The sequence below is a fragment of the Gemmatimonadota bacterium genome, from assembly GCA_016704275.1.
Classification (GTDB): Bacteria; Gemmatimonadota; Gemmatimonadetes; order Gemmatimonadales; family GWC2-71-9; genus Palsa-1233.
Map to the genome: position 1 here is coordinate 406,118 of JADJAK010000003.1, position 15,417 is coordinate 421,534.

Annotated in this window: 14 protein-coding genes and 2 pseudogenes; 7 read left to right on the forward strand and 9 right to left on the reverse strand. The window is 67.7% G+C overall.

What is annotated here, in order from left to right:
* Window position 1: 1 nt before the first annotated feature.
* The 5 genes from IPG05_09510 to IPG05_09530 all read right to left on the reverse strand — a co-directional run bounded on the left by IPG05_09510 (window position 2) and on the right by IPG05_09530 (window position 3,876).
* Window positions 2-634, reverse strand: coding sequence for a hypothetical protein (locus IPG05_09510; GenBank protein ID MBK6495326.1), 633 nt, complete (start codon window positions 632-634; stop codon window positions 2-4).
* Window positions 631-780, reverse strand: coding sequence for a hypothetical protein (locus IPG05_09515; GenBank protein ID MBK6495327.1), 150 nt, complete (start codon window positions 778-780; stop codon window positions 631-633). Before IPG05_09515 ends, IPG05_09510 begins: the two co-directional genes overlap by 4 nt.
* Before the next feature lie 689 nt (window positions 781-1,469).
* Entirely contained in the window at window positions 1,470-1,709 is a 240-nt protein-coding gene (locus IPG05_09520) for a hypothetical protein (GenBank protein ID MBK6495328.1), read from the reverse strand.
* Complete coding sequence (locus IPG05_09525) at window positions 1,709-2,779, reverse strand: hypothetical protein (protein MBK6495329.1); 1,071 nt, start codon at window positions 2,777-2,779, stop codon at window positions 1,709-1,711. Before IPG05_09525 ends, IPG05_09520 begins: the two co-directional genes overlap by 1 nt.
* Window positions 2,779-3,876 (reverse strand): hypothetical protein, encoded by a 1,098-nt coding sequence (locus IPG05_09530; GenBank protein ID MBK6495330.1) that lies wholly within the window; start codon window positions 3,874-3,876, stop codon window positions 2,779-2,781. Before IPG05_09530 ends, IPG05_09525 begins: the two co-directional genes overlap by 1 nt.
* 141 nt (window positions 3,877-4,017) lie before the next feature.
* Between IPG05_09530 and mqnE the strand changes: the two are divergent.
* The 5 genes and pseudogenes from mqnE (at window position 4,018) to xerD (ending at window position 9,123) form a co-directional block, all read left to right on the forward strand.
* Window positions 4,018-5,242, forward strand: a pseudogene (gene mqnE / locus IPG05_09535) (aminofutalosine synthase MqnE).
* On the forward strand, window positions 5,239-6,060 hold the full coding sequence (locus IPG05_09540) for a menaquinone biosynthesis protein (protein ID MBK6495331.1): 822 nt from the start codon (window positions 5,239-5,241) through the stop codon (window positions 6,058-6,060). The pseudogene mqnE and the gene IPG05_09540 overlap by 4 nt, the downstream one beginning before the upstream one ends.
* Window positions 6,061-7,122 (forward strand): dehypoxanthine futalosine cyclase, encoded by a 1,062-nt coding sequence (gene mqnC, locus IPG05_09545; GenBank protein ID MBK6495332.1) that lies wholly within the window; start codon window positions 6,061-6,063, stop codon window positions 7,120-7,122. It begins immediately after the preceding gene.
* Window positions 7,119-7,595: a 2-C-methyl-D-erythritol 2,4-cyclodiphosphate synthase gene (locus IPG05_09550; GenBank protein MBK6495333.1), complete on the forward strand. Its 477-nt coding sequence runs from the start codon at window positions 7,119-7,121 to the stop codon at window positions 7,593-7,595. Before mqnC ends, IPG05_09550 begins: the two co-directional genes overlap by 4 nt.
* A gap of 16 nt (window positions 7,596-7,611) precedes the next feature.
* The gene (gene xerD, locus IPG05_09555) at window positions 7,612-9,123 is read left to right on the forward strand and encodes a site-specific tyrosine recombinase XerD (GenBank protein ID MBK6495334.1); all 1,512 of its coding nucleotides are present in this window, start codon (window positions 7,612-7,614) and stop codon (window positions 9,121-9,123) included.
* Between the two features lie 4 nt (window positions 9,124-9,127).
* Here xerD and IPG05_09560 read toward each other — a convergent pair whose 3' ends face one another.
* The 4 genes and pseudogenes from IPG05_09560 to IPG05_09575 all read right to left on the reverse strand — a co-directional run bounded on the left by IPG05_09560 (window position 9,128) and on the right by IPG05_09575 (window position 12,755).
* The gene (locus tag IPG05_09560) at window positions 9,128-10,162 is read right to left on the reverse strand and encodes a hypothetical protein (protein ID MBK6495335.1); all 1,035 of its coding nucleotides are present in this window, start codon (window positions 10,160-10,162) and stop codon (window positions 9,128-9,130) included.
* 1 nt (window position 10,163) lies between these two features.
* A pseudogene (locus tag IPG05_09565) lies at window positions 10,164-10,542 on the reverse strand (DUF4112 domain-containing protein).
* A gap of 122 nt (window positions 10,543-10,664) precedes the next feature.
* A complete protein-coding gene (locus IPG05_09570) occupies window positions 10,665-10,868 on the reverse strand; it encodes a dodecin domain-containing protein (protein ID MBK6495336.1) in 204 nt (67 codons plus the stop codon).
* 78 nt (window positions 10,869-10,946) lie between these two features.
* A complete protein-coding gene (locus IPG05_09575; GenBank protein MBK6495337.1) occupies window positions 10,947-12,755 on the reverse strand; it encodes a hypothetical protein in 1,809 nt (602 codons plus the stop codon).
* A gap of 183 nt (window positions 12,756-12,938) precedes the next feature.
* Here IPG05_09575 and IPG05_09580 point away from each other — a divergent pair, with 183 nt between their 5' ends.
* Complete coding sequence (locus tag IPG05_09580) at window positions 12,939-14,192, forward strand: DUF1015 domain-containing protein (protein ID MBK6495338.1); 1,254 nt, start codon at window positions 12,939-12,941, stop codon at window positions 14,190-14,192.
* Window positions 14,189-15,397, forward strand: coding sequence for an ACT domain-containing protein (locus IPG05_09585; protein MBK6495339.1), 1,209 nt, complete (start codon window positions 14,189-14,191; stop codon window positions 15,395-15,397). The genes IPG05_09580 and IPG05_09585 overlap by 4 nt, the downstream gene beginning before the upstream one ends.
* Window positions 15,398-15,417: the final 20 nt, after the last annotated feature.

Genomic DNA, 15,417 nt, shown 5'->3' on the forward strand with positions numbered 1-15,417 from the left:
ATCATCGACGGCGATCCTTCCTGAAGTGCCCGTCTCGAATGCCAGCCATGCCAGCACGTCGCGCAGCTCGCCGAGTTCGGCGACCCGTGCCGTCGGCGCAACCGCCCCTGGGTTGGATTCCACCGGATCGACGATGATTGCCACCTTCGGCCTGGTCGATGATCCCGCCAGCGTCGCGGTAGCGCAGGTCGTCACCCCCTGGCGTCCACGTGAGTGATTCGCCCACGGTCTCAAGGCGCGTCCCCCACCATCCGAGCAACGCACCGACCGCGAGCGCGCCGGTGGCCCATGGCACCGAGAGCAGTCCGACTCCGGTGGCGATCATGCCGGCGAGCACGCCGGTCGTCGCGATGCCGATGCGCCATCCCGGACCCTTCTCGCCCGCCCTGAGCTTCATCACGCCGGCGAGGCCCAACATCGCCGCACCGAACAGCGCGAAGCCGACATAGAATCCCGCCGACGTCCGCGCGGTCCCGTTCACGGTGGCGACGAGGATCCAGACTGCCCCGATCCCCCTAAGCCACGTGCGCAGACTCGGCATGCGTGAGGGCTTGGCCTGCGTCTCTGCGAGAGTTGTCTCGACGGCGGTCGCGAGGGCAGGGTCGTGCGATCGTGGCTGGAGCGGGGACGTCACGCCGGTTCCGCGAGCTGTCGATCGAGGGACTCGGCGATGGCCGCGACGCGCTCCGCTTCATCGAGGCCGGCGACTACTTCCGCCGGCGGCTCGGCGAGTCGGGCGCCAATGGCAACGAGGAGGGCGAGGCGCTCGCAGAGCTCCATCTCACTGGTCGAGCAGGCAAGCGCTATCGACGTCGCGGCGTCCTGAGAACTGGTTCAAGATCGCTGGCAGCGAGCCGTGTTGCCGCCAGATCGCCCAGCCGCGTCCCGGCGCTTGGGGTGCGACCCGTTTGACGGTGAAGTCCCGGACGAGCTCCAAGAGGGCAACGTCAGCGCGAGTCAGCCACTTTCTCCGGGTGGTGGCCGTCGTGGTATCTCGGATCTGTCGCTGTCGTCGTCCCAGCGAAATACCTCGTGGCGCTCCCTCCCTCCGGCCAGTCCGAAACCGATGCCGACACCGACCACCAGGCGGCAGCACGAGCCCGATCGGAGAATCGACATCGCAGAACGTCGGGACGATCGAAGGAACGAATAGCAACGGCACCCAGGGGCCCACGGATGCCTCCGGCGAAAGATCTCCTTCTCCAGAAGAGCGAAGCGAGCCACAAAAGCGAACAGTACAGCGCCCTCCGCGAGTCGCTGTGCCACAGCGTCGACAGGAAGCGGAATCCGTTCCAGCACCAGAACCCCGCGCCGCAGACGGCGCCGATGAAGGCGAACGCGGTTATCAGCCGTGCCAGGTGACGCCTCTTGCCGCCTTTGGGAGTGGATCTCGCGGCCTACAGCGCCGACCGGAAGAGTCGGGCACGGCCCCGACCCGGAGCAGGAGGGCTTCCCGCCGACGATGGCCATCAGTCCGAGACCCATGCCGCCGGCACGCACTGCGCGCCTCGCTGCGCGCCAGCAATTCCGGGGTCGCCGCCACTTGCCGCCTCTGGCCCCAGGAGGTTCCAGTGCGCGCACGGTTCGCAGATGCGCCAGACCCGGTTGGCATCAGGATCAAAAGCCACGAGACGGGCGAGCGGAACGCTCGCCAACTCCTTGTTGGGAGGAAACGGCTTGCCGCACTCGAGGCAGCTGTCCTTCGCCATCAGCCCAGCTCTGCCGGCAGGTCGAGGGTCTCCGCGATCGCGGCGACTCGCTCCGCCTCCTGAAGCCCGGCGATGACCTCGGCTGGCGGCTCGGCGAGTCGCGCACTGACGGCGATCAAGAGTGCCATGCGTTCCGAAGCGCTGAGGTCCGTCAGTCGGAGGAGTCCATCCCGTCTGCGGCGCGACGCGAAGCTCTCAACGAGTGCGCCCACCGACTCGTGGCGTTTCCAGAGCGTCCACGCAGCGTCCCGGTCCGCGGGCTTCGCGACCTCATTGAACTCCCGCTGCAACTCCATCGAGAGCGACACCAGGGCATTCTGGCCTGTTTCGGACGGCGTGATGCCGTCGTGGTAGGTCAGGGCGTCGCCGGAATCGGACCAGCGGATACCCCTCGGGCTCCCGGCACGGCGCCCAGCCCACAGGCCGGCCGCGGTCGCGAGGAGGATCGTGACCAACCCACCCCAGAGTGGTACATCCGGCTCGCCGAACATGAACGCGATGGCGGGGAGCCCGACGACCGGGAGCAGTCGGAGCGCCGCTGGCTGGCCCCGCCACAGCTCGCGCGACGCCAGAAGGCCACGCACCGTGAAGAACGTCGCCGCCGCGAGCAGCAGCAGGCTCCTGTCGAGGAGAGCGTTGACGGTCGGGAATCTCCTGACCCAGGAAGACAGCGAAGCCGCTGCCAGGAACAACAGCCCCATGGTCGCGTAGATGTCCCACGGTATCGGCGCGCCGATTTCGGCGTGTGCTTCCGAGGCAGCGAGGTCGGCCCCCAGTCGAGTTGGCGGCGTCCCGAGTCGGAAGAGCACCACATCGCGCCTGCCGAGCACCGTCATGGCGATTCCACCGCGCCCTGCAGAGGGCTCGTTGGTGTGGCGGGCGACGAGTTCGGGGATCGCGCCTCTCGAGGCTTCCGGCCCGAGCAGGTTCCAGCCGTCGCACGCGTCGCAGATCCGCCACACCCGATTGGCATCAGGATCAAACGCCACAAGTCGGGCAAGCGGGACGCTCGCCAACTGCGCGTTGGCTGGAAACGGCTTGCCGCACTCGAGGCAGGCGTCCTTGGCCATCAGGCGCCTCCTGGAGGCCGATCGAGCGCTTCGGCTTCCTCGGCGACCCTCGCCGCGTCGAGCAGCTTCTCGTGCGCGAGCTGCGCCGACAGGGAGCCGTCCTCCTGGCGGGCGAAGCCGAGATCGAGCGCGACGAGATACATCACCGGGATGTCGGTGAGCCGAAGCGTGTCATCGCGGTCCTGGCGCCAGGCGTCGAGCGCCCCGAGGATGCCCGCGACGCTGTGCGTCGTGGCCAGCAGCTGACCTTTGGCGAGTTCCTCATCGGTGAGCGCGCCAATCAGGCTTTCCTCCAGCACGTGACGCAGCAGAACACACGAGTCGCCCGAGTCGAGCCAGGTGCCGTCTCGTGCCCGCAGCGAGAGCTCGCCGCGCTCAACGTCCCAACGAATGCCGATGCTCTCCCAGTGCTCACCAGGGACGCGTACCGACCGTCCGGAGGGGAGTTTGGCGGTCAGCGGGATGACGTTGGTCAATCCGAACGCGATCACGCCTGTGAGCGCAGCGAGGCCGACGGAGTCCCACCCAGCCCGTCCCACGATAGCGCTCCCCACGCCCACGAGGAGGCAGAGGGCTCCGATCGCGAGTCGGGGCCCACTGACCCGGAGGCCCTGCCGGCGTCGGTACCACTCACGCCCGAACAGCAACACACTCATCATGGTCATCGGCAGGACCATCAGCTCTGGACGTCCGACAGCGCGCCACAGCCCGAACGGCACCACGAGCACGATCAGCCCGCCGAGGACTGCCGCCATCGTACCCGAAGCCGAGGCCAGCTTGTCTCGACGCTCCGCCATGGCCAGCTCGCCGACTCGGACATCCGCAAAACGGTCCACCCGCAACAACTCGAGCCGCGGCCCAACATGGGTGATCAGCAGCGCCGTTCCCCGCGCCGGCACCCGCGCCTCCAACTCCCCCAGCGCCGCCCCCGCCGCCTCCGCCCCCAGCAGGTTCCACTCGCCGCACTTGGTGCAGATCCGCCAGACGCGCCGCTGCCCCGGGTCGAACGCGATCCGCCGCCCCTCGGGGAGGGAGGCGAGTTCGCCGTTCCGGGGAAACGGCCGATTGCAGGAGAGGCAGGTGGGGGAGGGGGCCATCGCCCTGAAATATGCCCGTCCGAAGGCACTCCGGGAGGTGTGGCGGCCCTCCAGGAGGCAACCCGACCACCCCTCCCGGGTATACCCCAGGAGAACGTTGGCCCCAACCCCGGGTGCCCGTAGATTTGAGGGATGACCACCATGACCGAGCAGGCGCCGCCGACCCTCTCGCCCGTCGCCCTCCACGAGGAGCGACTCCGCGACCCAGCCCTCCGGCCGATCGCCAGGAAGGTCGCCGATGGCATCCGCCTCGACGCCGCCGACGCCCGCGCGCTCTACGCCACCGATGACCTGATCGGCCTCGGCACCCTCGCCGACTTCGCCAACCGGCGCAAGAACGGCGACCGCGTCTTTTTCTCGGCCAATCAGCACATCAACCCGACCAACGTCTGCATCCTCCGGAATACCTGCACCTTCTGCTCGTATGCCAGGATGCCGAACGAGGAAGGGCACTACACCCGATCGCTCGACGAGGTCTACCACGAGGCGGCCACCGCCATCGGCGGACCGACCAAGGAATTCCATATCGTCGGCGGGCTGCACCCGAAGCTGCCGCTGTCGTATTACACCGACATGATCCGCGGCCTCAAGGAGCGCCACCCGCACATCCACATCAAGGCGCTCACCGCGGTCGAGATCGCGCACCTGGCCCGGATCGAGAAGACCTCCGTTCGCGAGGTGCTGATCGCGCTCAAGGAGGCCGGCCTCACCTCGATGCCCGGCGGCGGCGCCGAGGTGTTCTCGACCGCGGTCCGCGCGACGATCGCCGAGCGGAAGCTGACCGGCGCCGAGTGGATCAAGGTGCACCGCGAGGCCCACGGTCTCGGCATCCCGACCAATTGCACCATGCTCTACGGCCACATCGAGACCGCCGACGACCGGATCGAGCACCTTCTCGATGCTGCGCGAGCTGCAGGACGAGACCGGCGGCTTCCTGACCTACATCCCGCTCGCCTACCACACCGAGAACAACGAACTCGGCGAGGAGCTCGGACGCGTCGGCACCGCCACGACCGGCTTCGAGGACCTGAAGAACATCGCGGTCGGTCGGCTCTTCCTCGACAACATCGCCCACGTGAAGACCCACTGGCCGATGGTGACGCCCTTCCTGTCACAGATCGCGCTGGCGTTCGGCTGCGACGACGTCGAGGGCACGGTGGTCTACGAGCGGGTCTATCACGAGGCCGGTGCGACGACGCAGATGCACATGCCCTATGAAGGGCTCGTGTCGCTGATCCGCGATGCGCAGAAGATTCCGGTCGAGCGCAACTCGCTCTACGAGGCGGTCCGCAGCGACTTCACCGACCTGGTGATGCCGAAGGGCGGCACGTCGCGGATGTCGCTCCCCGTGGTGCACGCGGCGTGAGGCTGGGTCGACTCCCCTGGATCAACACCGCCCCGGTCTTCGCGGCGATGGACCGGGGTGTGGTCAGTTGCGGGGCGGAGGTGGTCACCGCCACGGCCGCCGAACTGAACGACCTGCTCGCGGCCGGCGAGCTCGACGTGAGCGCCGTCTCGGCGGTCGAGTACGCGCGGGATGCGTCGCTCTACCACCTGCTCCCGAACCTCGCCATCTCCTGCGACGGCCCGGTGCACTCGGTGGCGCTCTTCTCGAAGCGGCCGGTGAACGAGCTCGATGGCGCCACCGTCCTGCGCACCGCGTCGTCTCGCACGTCGGTGCTGCTGCTCGAGCTACTCTGCAAGCACCGCTGGCAGGTGTCGCCGCAGTTCGCGACGGTGCGCGCCGAGCCGAACGACCTGGCGGGCTTGCAGGCACTGCCGCACGACGCCGTCCTCGTCATCGGCGACGCGGCGCTCCACCTCCGCGCATCGGGGCAGTACCCGGTCTTCATCGACCTGGGCCAGGCGTGGAAGGAGTGGACCGGGTTGCCGTTCGTCTTTGCCGTCTGGGCGGCCCGCCGCGATGCCGATCGGACCGAGGCACTGGCGCTTCACGAACGGCTCTGTGCGTCCCGCGACTGGGGCGTGGCCAACCTCGACATCATTGCCGCCGAGGCGGCCGCACGCACCGGGATCCCCGCGGCCACCTGCCGCGCCTATCTCGGCGACCTCGACTACGATCTCTCCTACCGGCACCTCGCGGGGCTGACCGAATTCTTCGGGCGTCTCGCCGCCGACGGACTGGTACCGAATGGCTCCCTCACCTTTCTCACGGCGGCCTGAATGAGCACCGTGGATCGCAACAGCAGCGAGTTTCGCGAGGCGCTCGAGCTCTACCAGCGCGCCCCGCTCCTCGAACTCGGCGCATTGGCCGATGCGACCCGGCACCGGCTCCATCCGGAGCCGACGGTGTCGTACATCATCGACCGCAACATCAACTACACCAACGTCTGCGTGGCCGATTGCGCCTTCTGCGCCTTCTACCGGCGCCCGAAGGACAATGAAGGGTATGTCCTCTCGTTCGAGCAGATCGGCGCCAAGATCGACGAGTGCAAGGCGATCGGCGGTGCGCAGATCCTGCTGCAGGGCGGGCACAACCCGTACATCCCGTTCGACTGGTACCTCGAGCTGATGCGCTATATCAAGGTGCATCACCCGATCCACATCCACGGCTTCTCGCCGTCGGAAGTGGTCTTCTTCTCGGAGCGCTTCCGGATTCCGATGCCGGAGGTCGTGCGCCAGCTGCACGAGGCCGGACTCGACTCGATCCCCGGCGGCGGCGGCGAGATCCTGGTGGACGAGGTGCGCGAGCGCGTCGCCAAGAAGAAGGCGCAGACCGACGAGTGGCTCGGCGTGCAGGAAGAGGCGCATCGCCAGGGGATGAAGACCTCGGTCACGATGATGTACGGCCTCGGCGAATCCGACGAGGACCGCATCGAGCACCTCTTCCGCATCCGCGAGGTGCAGGCGCGCACCGGCGGGTTCACGGCGTTCATCTGCTGGCCGCTGCAGCCCGAAGGGACGGCAATGAGCGACCGCGTCAAGACGGACGCCGTCACCTACCTCCGCACGCTGGCTACCGCGCGCATCCTCGTCGACAACATTCCCAACATGCAGGCCAGCTGGGTGACGATGGGGCTGAAGGTGGGGCAGGTGGCCCTCCGCTTCGGCGCGAATGACTTCGGGTCGCTGATGATGGAGGAGAACGTCGTCTCCGCCGCTGGCACCACGTACCGCGCCACGATCGAGGAGATGGAGCGCGCCATTCGTGATGCCGGCATGCACCCGGCCCGGCGTCGCCAGGACTACTCGCTCATCGAATCGCCGTTGGCGGCGGTCGCGTGATTCGCGTCGGGATCGGCTACGACTCGCACCGTTTCGGTGCCGGACGCCCGCTGATCCTCGGCGGCGTGACGATTCCGTACTCCCTCGGCCTCGTCGGCCACTCCGACGCCGATGCGGTTTCGCACGCCCTCACCGACGCGCTCCTTGGCGCCGCCGCGCTGGGCGACATTGGCCGGCTCTTCCCCGACACCGATCCGGCCTACGCCAATGCCGACTCGATTCCGCTGCTGATCGAGGCGCACCGCCGCGTGATTGCCGCCGGCTGGACCATGCAGCAGTGCGACATCACCGTCATCGCGCAGGCGCCGAAGCTGGCGCCGCATGTCCCCGCGATGCAGGCGCGCCTCGCCGAGGCGCTGGGTGTCGGCGATGGGGCGGTGTCGCTCAAGGCCAAGACCAACGAGGGGATGGGGTTCCTCGGCCGCGGCGAAGGGATTGCCGTGATCGCCGTCGCGACGCTGCGGCCCGTCTGATGGCCGCGATGGTGGAATGGCTGGCGGGGCTCCCGCCGGTCGCCATCTATGCGGTGATTGCGCTCCTCGCCGCCGTCGAGAACATCTTCCCGCCCTTTCCGGCCGACACCGCGATTGCCCTCGGTGCCTTCCTCTCCTATCGCGGCATCATCGACGCGCGGATCATCTTCGCGATCACCCTGGTTGCCAATGTTGGCGGTGCCATGGGGATGTACTGGCTCGCCGCGCGCCACTCCCACACCCTCTTCGAATCCGGCTTCGCCAAGCGCTTCCTCCCGGAGCAGGGGCTCGCCATTGTCCGGAAGGAGTACCAGCGGTTCGGCCTGCTCGGTCTCTTCGTCGGGCGGCTCCTCCCTGGGGTGCGTGCGGTCGTGGCGCCCTTCACGGGGCTGATCCACCTCGGGCCGTTTCGCGCGCTGGTGCCGATTTTCTTCGCCTCCGCACTCTGGTACGGTGGGATCATTCTCGCCGCGGCGAAGCTTGGCGAGAATTGGGAGACGGTGATTGGCTGGGTGAATCAGTTCAACAAGGTGGCCGGCATCGGGCTGTTGGTGCTGATCGCGATCGGCGGCCTCATCTGGTGGCGCCGACGGAAGCGCCTGGCACCGTGAGCCTCGGCGACCTCCCCCCGGAATTGGTGGCCGCGTTTCACCTCCCCTCCTTCCGCGATCACCTCTCCCTCGAAGCAGGGCACTCGCCCAACACGATCGAGGCGTACCAGCGCGACTTGTCTCGGCTGGTCTCCTTTGCCCGGTCGAAGGGGATCACCGAGCCGCGGCAGTTGACGACACCGCTCCTGCGCGAGTTCATCTTCCTGTTGAAGGACCTCGAATTGAGCGGCGCCACGATTCGCCGGCACGTGTCGTCGCTGCGAACGTGGTTCGCCTTCATGGCGGCCGAGGGGTTGGTCGAGAAGGATCCGAGTGATCGGCTCGAGACACCGAAGAAGTGGCGGACACTCCCCGACACGCTCTCCGTGGAGGAGGTGGACCGCCTCCTCGCTGCGCCGCAGGTGGACGAGACCCTCGCATGGCGGGATCGCGCGATGCTCGAGCTGGCCTACGGGGCCGGTCTGCGTGTCTCGGAGCTCTGCGACATGGGACTCACCGACCTGCTGCTCGGTGATGGGCTGGTGCGTGCATTCGGGAAGGGGCGGAAGGAGCGGCTGGTGCCGATCGGGCGTCCGATCGTGAGCGCGGTGTCGGTGTATCTGCACACCACGCGCGCCGAACTCGACCGCGGAAAGTCACAGGGCAGGGTGCTGTTGAACGCGCGTGGGGAGCCGTTGAGCCGGGTCGGTGCCTGGGGCATTGTAAAGAAGCGGGCCGCGCAAGCGGGAATCACCAAGCGCGTGACGCCCCACACACTGCGGCATTCGTTTGCGACGCACCTGCTCGAAGGGGGCGCGGACCTGCGGGCGGTGCAGGAGATGCTCGGCCACGCCGACCTCTCGACCACGCAGATCTACACCCACGTGGACCGCGACTACCTGCGGAACGTGCACCGGAAGTTCCACCCACGGGGCTAGCGGGTCAGGCGCATCCCTCGACCAGGCGCACTTCCGGCAATCGCCCGGCCCGGAAGGTGGTCACCGACGTGCCGTTCGTCTCGAAGATCATCTGGAAGCCGGGTCGACTCGCGTCGGTCACCACGAGATAGTGGCCGATCGGGGCCTCGTAGGGATGCGGCTCGACCGTCATCCGGTTGCCGTACACGGCACGCACGGCCGCCTCGGGGCTTCCGACGCCGATCCCCTCCGCGGTGCGCACGCCTTCGGTGCTGACGTTGGCGCGGACGAGGGTGTCGCCAGCGACCATGAAGGAGACTCCCTTCGGCAGCTTGGCGAAGTTGGCATAGCCGCACACCGCGCCTGCCTCGATGCGCTCCACCTTGGCCGGCCCGAGGACGCGCTCGGCCGCAGCGACTGTCATGCCAACGCGCCCCAGTCCGATGCCGTCCATCTCAAGCTGCCACTTGACGTACTTCGGGGGATGCAGCACGGCCTGCAGGGAGGCGACGAGACTCCCTCGATTGGCAAGGGGCCAACTTCCGCCGTACCGAATGTCGGTGACCACCCAGTGTCCGCTCTCCATCGCCACCACTGCCGTGTCGGTCCACTCGACCACGGGCGAGACACTGTCGTTGCGGAACCGGACCACTAGCCGATGCACCGGGGCGTCGGCTCCTGCTGCGTCCGGAGCCACCGACGTCGCGCCCTCGAAGAGCGACGAGAAGAGATCGCCCTCGGCAAACGCCGGCTTCTCACCCGACTGGGCCAGCACGTCGGCCTCTCGACGGAGGTGCGCGCTGTCGAGGGTCGCGTGCAATTCGTTGCCAAGGTGGGGCGCCATGCGGGCGAGCTGTTCGACCGTCGGCGCGCCGGTCACCTTGGCGTCCCGAAGGATGTCATAGAGTGCGGTCACCGCCTTCTGGGGCGTGTCCTGCTGGCAGCCGGCGACGACCGCGGTCGTCAGGGCGAGCAGGAAGGCGGGGCGAAGGCGTCGGGTCGAGGGGAGCAGGCGATCCTCCAGAAGTACCGGGGCGACAGATGACCACGTCCCCCGCAATTTACACGCGGGCGAACAGCCACTGCAGTATGGCCACGCTCAGCATCGCGCCGGCGAGCATCAAGGCGCCAACCAGGACGACCAGTGCCCCGACCAGCACCACCACGAAGCGGCGATCGGCGCGCGCCGCGGTCGGCGGCTCGCTCAGGTGCCGTTCGAGGAGGATGAGGTTTCGCCGATTGGCCTTCCAGGCCGCGTCGAAGAGGTCGCCCAGGAGCGGGACGATGCCGAGCGTGGCGTCGAGGGCCACGTTCCCCGCCATCCGCGTCAAGGTGAAGCGCGAGACCCCCTGCCGCACCGCCGCGGCCACGATCGCCGGCGGAGAGGGCGGCACCGGCGGCATCGCCGACGCCCGGCACGAGGCCGAGAATCGGGTCCATACCGAATCGGAACGACGTGCCGGGCACGCGGATGCCATCATCCAGCCAGGTGGTCACCCGGCGAAGATGGGTCAGCGCCCCAGGCGCCACGGGATCGCGCGTCAGGGCGTCGACTCCACGGATCAGTCGTCGAGCACGAAGGTGACTTTCAGGATCACGCGAAAGGCCACGATCTTCCCCTCCTTCACGATGACCTTCTGCCCCTCAACCCACGCGCCCGTCACGTTGCGGATGGTCTTGTGGGCACGGGCCACGCCCTCTTCAATGGCGTCCTTGAAGCTCTTGTTCGACTCGGCGATCAGTTCGGCAACCTTGGCGACGGACATGCGGCGCTCCAGATATCGGGGTGAACCGTGAACCTACTGCCGTACCCCGGGGCCGGGATATCGCTCCTTGGAGCGGGCTCAGGGTGTCGAAGACGGCGGTTGTCCGATGAACTGGTCGAACCGATACGTCGCGAGCGCGGCGTCGAGCCGCCGTGCAATCTCGGCCACCAGCCTGGTGTCGGGTCCACGATCCATCCAGATCCCGACGTGTGACTCACCATCGGGGCTGTAGCTGACATGGAGCACGGTTTCCCCGATCTTCACTTCTTGCGCAAACGCCGACTCGTCGCTGGTGACACGCTCTGCTTTGAACTCAGCCACCAGCCAATCGATCACCGCTGGCCGCAGCCCGGGCAGGGCGGGGCCAAGGCGATATTCGCGGTAATCGGATGCAGTGGAGAGCGTCCCCCGATACGGCATCGGGGCGAAGCTCGCTCGGGGCACCAGCGAGTCGAGGTGTCCGGGCTCGTGCCGCCACTCGAAGTGACGCTGCAGCCACGCCTGGTCGACGTGGTCGATCACGAAGTAGCGCATCCGTGCCGCATCCACCGACATCCGGTAGCGGGGACCTCCATCAAGCCGGGTGACGGCCAACACCAACTTGCCCGTGGTGTCCCTGTCCCATTCCGCGCGCACAAAGCTCTGCGCATCCGGCGCGATCCCGATCGGCGGCAACCGGTCGATCAGCTGCGACTGATCGGCACTGTCATACGGCCGCAGGGTCATCGTCTCGCTGTCGAAGAGATGGTTGGCCAAGAGGTAATAGCGCGATCGGGCGAACGAGGTGCGATCAAAGCGCCCTTCGGGCATCAGCGTCGTGGTAGCCAGTTCTGCCGCATCGTTGGTGAGCGGGGCGAGTTGCATGGGATGGGCACATGATCCGACGCGCTCGATCCGCGGTGCTCCGGCCGTACTCACCAGCAGGTAGCAGGTGCCCACGCCCTGCTCGATGGTGACCTGGACCATCAGCGCCGGCGTCGGACCACGTACGGCGGCGACGGCCGTCGCGAGCTCGACCGGCGTCACCGTCTCGACAGAATCTGGCCGGTGCGGGATCACGACGGGCTGTCCCCGGTGTCGGATCCGGAATTCCGCGGTCGCGCTCCACATTGGCGGCTGGCCAGCGTAGGTCACTTCCCCCAGCCAGCGCGCGATGGTGGTGACCTCGAAGGGGCCGAACGCTTCGGTGCGGAGCGGCTGATTGGCTGGCACGACGCGGAAGCGGAACGTGATGCCGTCGTCGCCAGGCTTGCGAGGGAGCCACTCGCTCCATTCGAGTTGACTCCGCTTCGGCGAGCGCCCGATCGGGACCCTGAAACCGTTCTTGAGAATGCTGTCGGGGACCACGTCGATGATCCGGTCGCCCCGTTCGGTGAAGAGCGAGACGGCGCCCGGCACGATCCAGCGGCCATCCTCCATGCGTGCATCTTCGCGCCAGAGGGGGCCGTTGCGGCTGGTCCGCAACGTCCCGCCAGTCGCCGAGTGCAACCGGAGGAACCACTCGGCCGAGTCAGCGGCAGGGAGCGGCTGACCGGCTGGCCAGCGGAACTCGACGGCCAGCGCCACTGTCTCGCCGCCGAGGGTCGGTGGCACGTCCGCCATCAACCGGGAGATCCCTCCGATGAGGCCGATGCAGCTGCAGGTGATCAGGAGGGCTACCCCCAGCGCCTTGAAGAATCCGGGACCGAGGTAGCGTGAGACCACGAAGCCGACGAGGAGCCCGCCGACCAGCCCGACGAGCCCCAGCCCCACGACGAAGTAGCCCGAGTTGCCCTCGAACGAGGAGATCCGGTGCCAATCCACGGCCAGGGTGGCCACGAAGCCTGCGGCCAGCATGGTGAGGAGGCCGGAGAGGATGGCTACGGCGATCGAGGCGAGCCAGGTCATGAGGACAGTCGGTGGCGGGGAAGGCGGAATCGCAGGATCGGCCGGGGTCCGGCCACCCCATTCTCGGCCCGCTGGGCGTACCCGTCAAGGGTCGACACGCACCGGTCCGACTACCTGCCGGTGGCCCGCCGGGGGTATCATCCGAGGTTCCCCCCTCGCACCTGCACCTCCCCCGGAGGGCGTATCCGCTTCAGCCCATTCCGTGCGTGGCGTCCCAGGCCCGATCTGGTCGATCGCGTCGTCGCGCCGCCCTACGATGTCGTCAACCGCGCCGAGGCAGCTGCCCTGGCCGCCGGCAATCCGCTCTCCTTTCTCCACGTGGGACGGTCCGACATCGACCTCCCCCCAGACACCGACCCGCACGACGATCGGATCTACGCCAAGGCCAAGGAGAACCTCGACCTGGTCCTCGGCAACGGCACCTTCATCCACGACGATGCGCCGGCCTTCTACCTCTACGAGCTGACCCGCGAGGGGAAGTCGCAGGTCGGCGTGGTCGGTCGAGTGCATGTCGACGACTACGAAGCCGACCTGATCAAGAAGCATGAGAAGACGCGGCCCGACAAAGAGGACGACCGCACTCGCCACGTGCTGACCCTCGCCGCGCACGCGGAGCCGGTCTTCCTGACGCACCGGCCGGAAGCCTCGTTGGCCGCGCTCAACGCCACCACGATGGCGCAGGAGCCGCTGTACGATCTGGTCACCTACGATGGGGTGCGCCAGCGCGTCTGGCGTGTCAGTGCCACCGACGCCTATGCTGCCGCCTTCGCGGCGATGCCGGATTGCTATGTAGCCGATGGACACCACCGCTGTGCCTCCGCGTGGCGCACCGGCAAGGCGCTGCGAGCGGCCAACCCGCATCATACCGGCGATGAAGACTACAATTGGTTCCTCGCGGTGCTCTTTCCGTCGGATCAGCTCCACATCCTCTCGTACAATCGCGTCGTGAAGGATCTGCATGGCCTCACCCCGGCGGCGTTTCTTTCGCGGCTCGCCGCGGTGGGCACCCTGACCCCAACCACGACACCGGTGCCCGATGCGGCCGGGACGTTCGGCATCTATGTCGACGGCAGCTGGCACAGGTTGCGGCTCGACTCGGCCTCCGTCGCTGCCGACGATCCGATCGGCTCGCTCGACGCGTCGTTGCTTCACGAGCGCGTGCTCGCACCGATCCTCGGGATCGGCGACGTGCGCATCGATCAGCGGATCGACTTCGTGGGCGGCATCCGCGGGACCGCCGAGCTCGAACGTCGGGTGGATTCCGGCCAGGACGCGGTGGCCTTCGCGATGTATCCCGTGTCGGTCGCACAGCTGATGGCCATTGCCGACGCCGGCGCGATCATGCCGCCCAAGTCCACCTGGTTCGAACCCAAGCTGAAGAGCGGGTTCTTCGTCCACACCTTCGACCCCATGACCCCGGGAGGGGCAACGCAATGAAAGTGCTGGTCGCAGACAAGTTCGAAACCGTGGGCGTCGATGGACTGAAGGATCTCGGCTGTGACGTGGTGCTTCGGCCCGATGGTGCCATGGAGGAACTCCCGGCCACCATCGCCGAGGTGAATCCCAAAGTGCTCATCGTGCGCGGCAAGAAGGTGAGCGAGGCCGCATTGGCGGCCGGTCCGGCCCTCTCGCTGGTGATCCGTGCCGGCGCCGGCATCGACTCGATTGATGTCGCCGCCGCCTCGCGCCTCGGGGTCTTCGTCGCCAACACGCCGGGCAAGAACTCGATCGCGGTTGCGGAGCTGGTGATGGGGCTCCTCCTCGGCATGGACCGCCGGATTCCGGATCAGGTCGCCGACCTGCGGCGCGGCGAGTGGCGCAAGGGCGAGTACTCCAAGGCGCGCGGAGTCTACGGCCGCACCCTCGGCATCGTCGGGCTCGGTCAGATTGGTCGCGAGATCGCGAAGCGGGCCCAGGCGTTCGGCATGCACGTGGTCGCCTACTCGCGGAACCTCACCAACGAGGAGGCCGACCGGATCGGGGTAGGGTACTGCGAGACGCCGCTCGAGGTCGCGCGACACTCCGACGCCGTCTCGATCAATGTCGCCGGCGGCGCGGAGACCAAGAAGCTGGTCAACGCCGAGTTCCTCGCGGCAATGAAGCCGGGGGCATACCTCATCAACGCTTCCCGTGGCAGTGTGGTGGACGAGGTGGCACTTGCGGCAGCCGTCACGGAGCGAGGACTCCGCGTTGGTCTCGACGTCTTCGACGGCGAGCCAGGCGGCGGAAAGGCGGAGTTCAAGCCCGCCATTGCCGATCTCCCCGGGGTCTACGGGACGCACCATGTTGGTGCCTCGACGGATCAGGCGCAGATCGCCATCGCGCAGGAGGTGGTGCGAATCGTCGAGGCCTTCGCAAAGACCGGCGTGGCGCCGTACTGCGTCAATCGCCTTGCGCGCAGCGCCGCGACGCACGTGCTCACGGTCCGCCACCAGAACCGCCCCGGTGTGCTGGCGCATGTGTTCCGGGTGCTTGCCGAAGCTTCCGTCAATGTCGAGGAGGTCGAGAACATCCCCTACCATGGTGCCGAGGCCGCGGCAGCCCGCATTCAGCTCGGCTCGGCGCCATCGGACGCTGCTCTGGCGGAGATTCGCAGCGGCAATCCGCACATCCTGAGCGTTGACCTCACGGCCATCGCCTAATCCTTCGCGAGCGGGAACCT

What these genes read in the sequence shown, in the direction of transcription:
- IPG05_09575 (MBK6495337.1), bottom strand. Translation starts at nt 12,755, where the DNA reads ATGACCTGGCTCGCCTCGATCGCCGTAGCCATCCTCTCCGGCCTCCTC.
- mqnC (MBK6495332.1), top strand. Translation starts at nt 6,061, where the DNA reads ATGAGCACCGTGGATCGCAACAGCAGCGAGTTTCGCGAGGCGCTCGAG.
- IPG05_09515 (MBK6495327.1), bottom strand. Translation starts at nt 780, where the DNA reads ATGGAGCTCTGCGAGCGCCTCGCCCTCCTCGTTGCCATTGGCGCCCGA.
- IPG05_09530 (MBK6495330.1), bottom strand. Translation starts at nt 3,876, where the DNA reads ATGGCCCCCTCCCCCACCTGCCTCTCCTGCAATCGGCCGTTTCCCCGG.
- IPG05_09585 (MBK6495339.1), top strand. Translation starts at nt 14,189, where the DNA reads ATGAAAGTGCTGGTCGCAGACAAGTTCGAAACCGTGGGCGTCGATGGA.
- IPG05_09525 (MBK6495329.1), bottom strand. Translation starts at nt 2,779, where the DNA reads ATGGCCAAGGACGCCTGCCTCGAGTGCGGCAAGCCGTTTCCAGCCAAC.
- IPG05_09520 (MBK6495328.1), bottom strand. Translation starts at nt 1,709, where the DNA reads ATGGCGAAGGACAGCTGCCTCGAGTGCGGCAAGCCGTTTCCTCCCAAC.
- IPG05_09570 (MBK6495336.1), bottom strand. Translation starts at nt 10,868, where the DNA reads ATGTCCGTCGCCAAGGTTGCCGAACTGATCGCCGAGTCGAACAAGAGC.
- xerD (MBK6495334.1), top strand. Translation starts at nt 7,612, where the DNA reads ATGGCTGGCGGGGCTCCCGCCGGTCGCCATCTATGCGGTGATTGCGCT.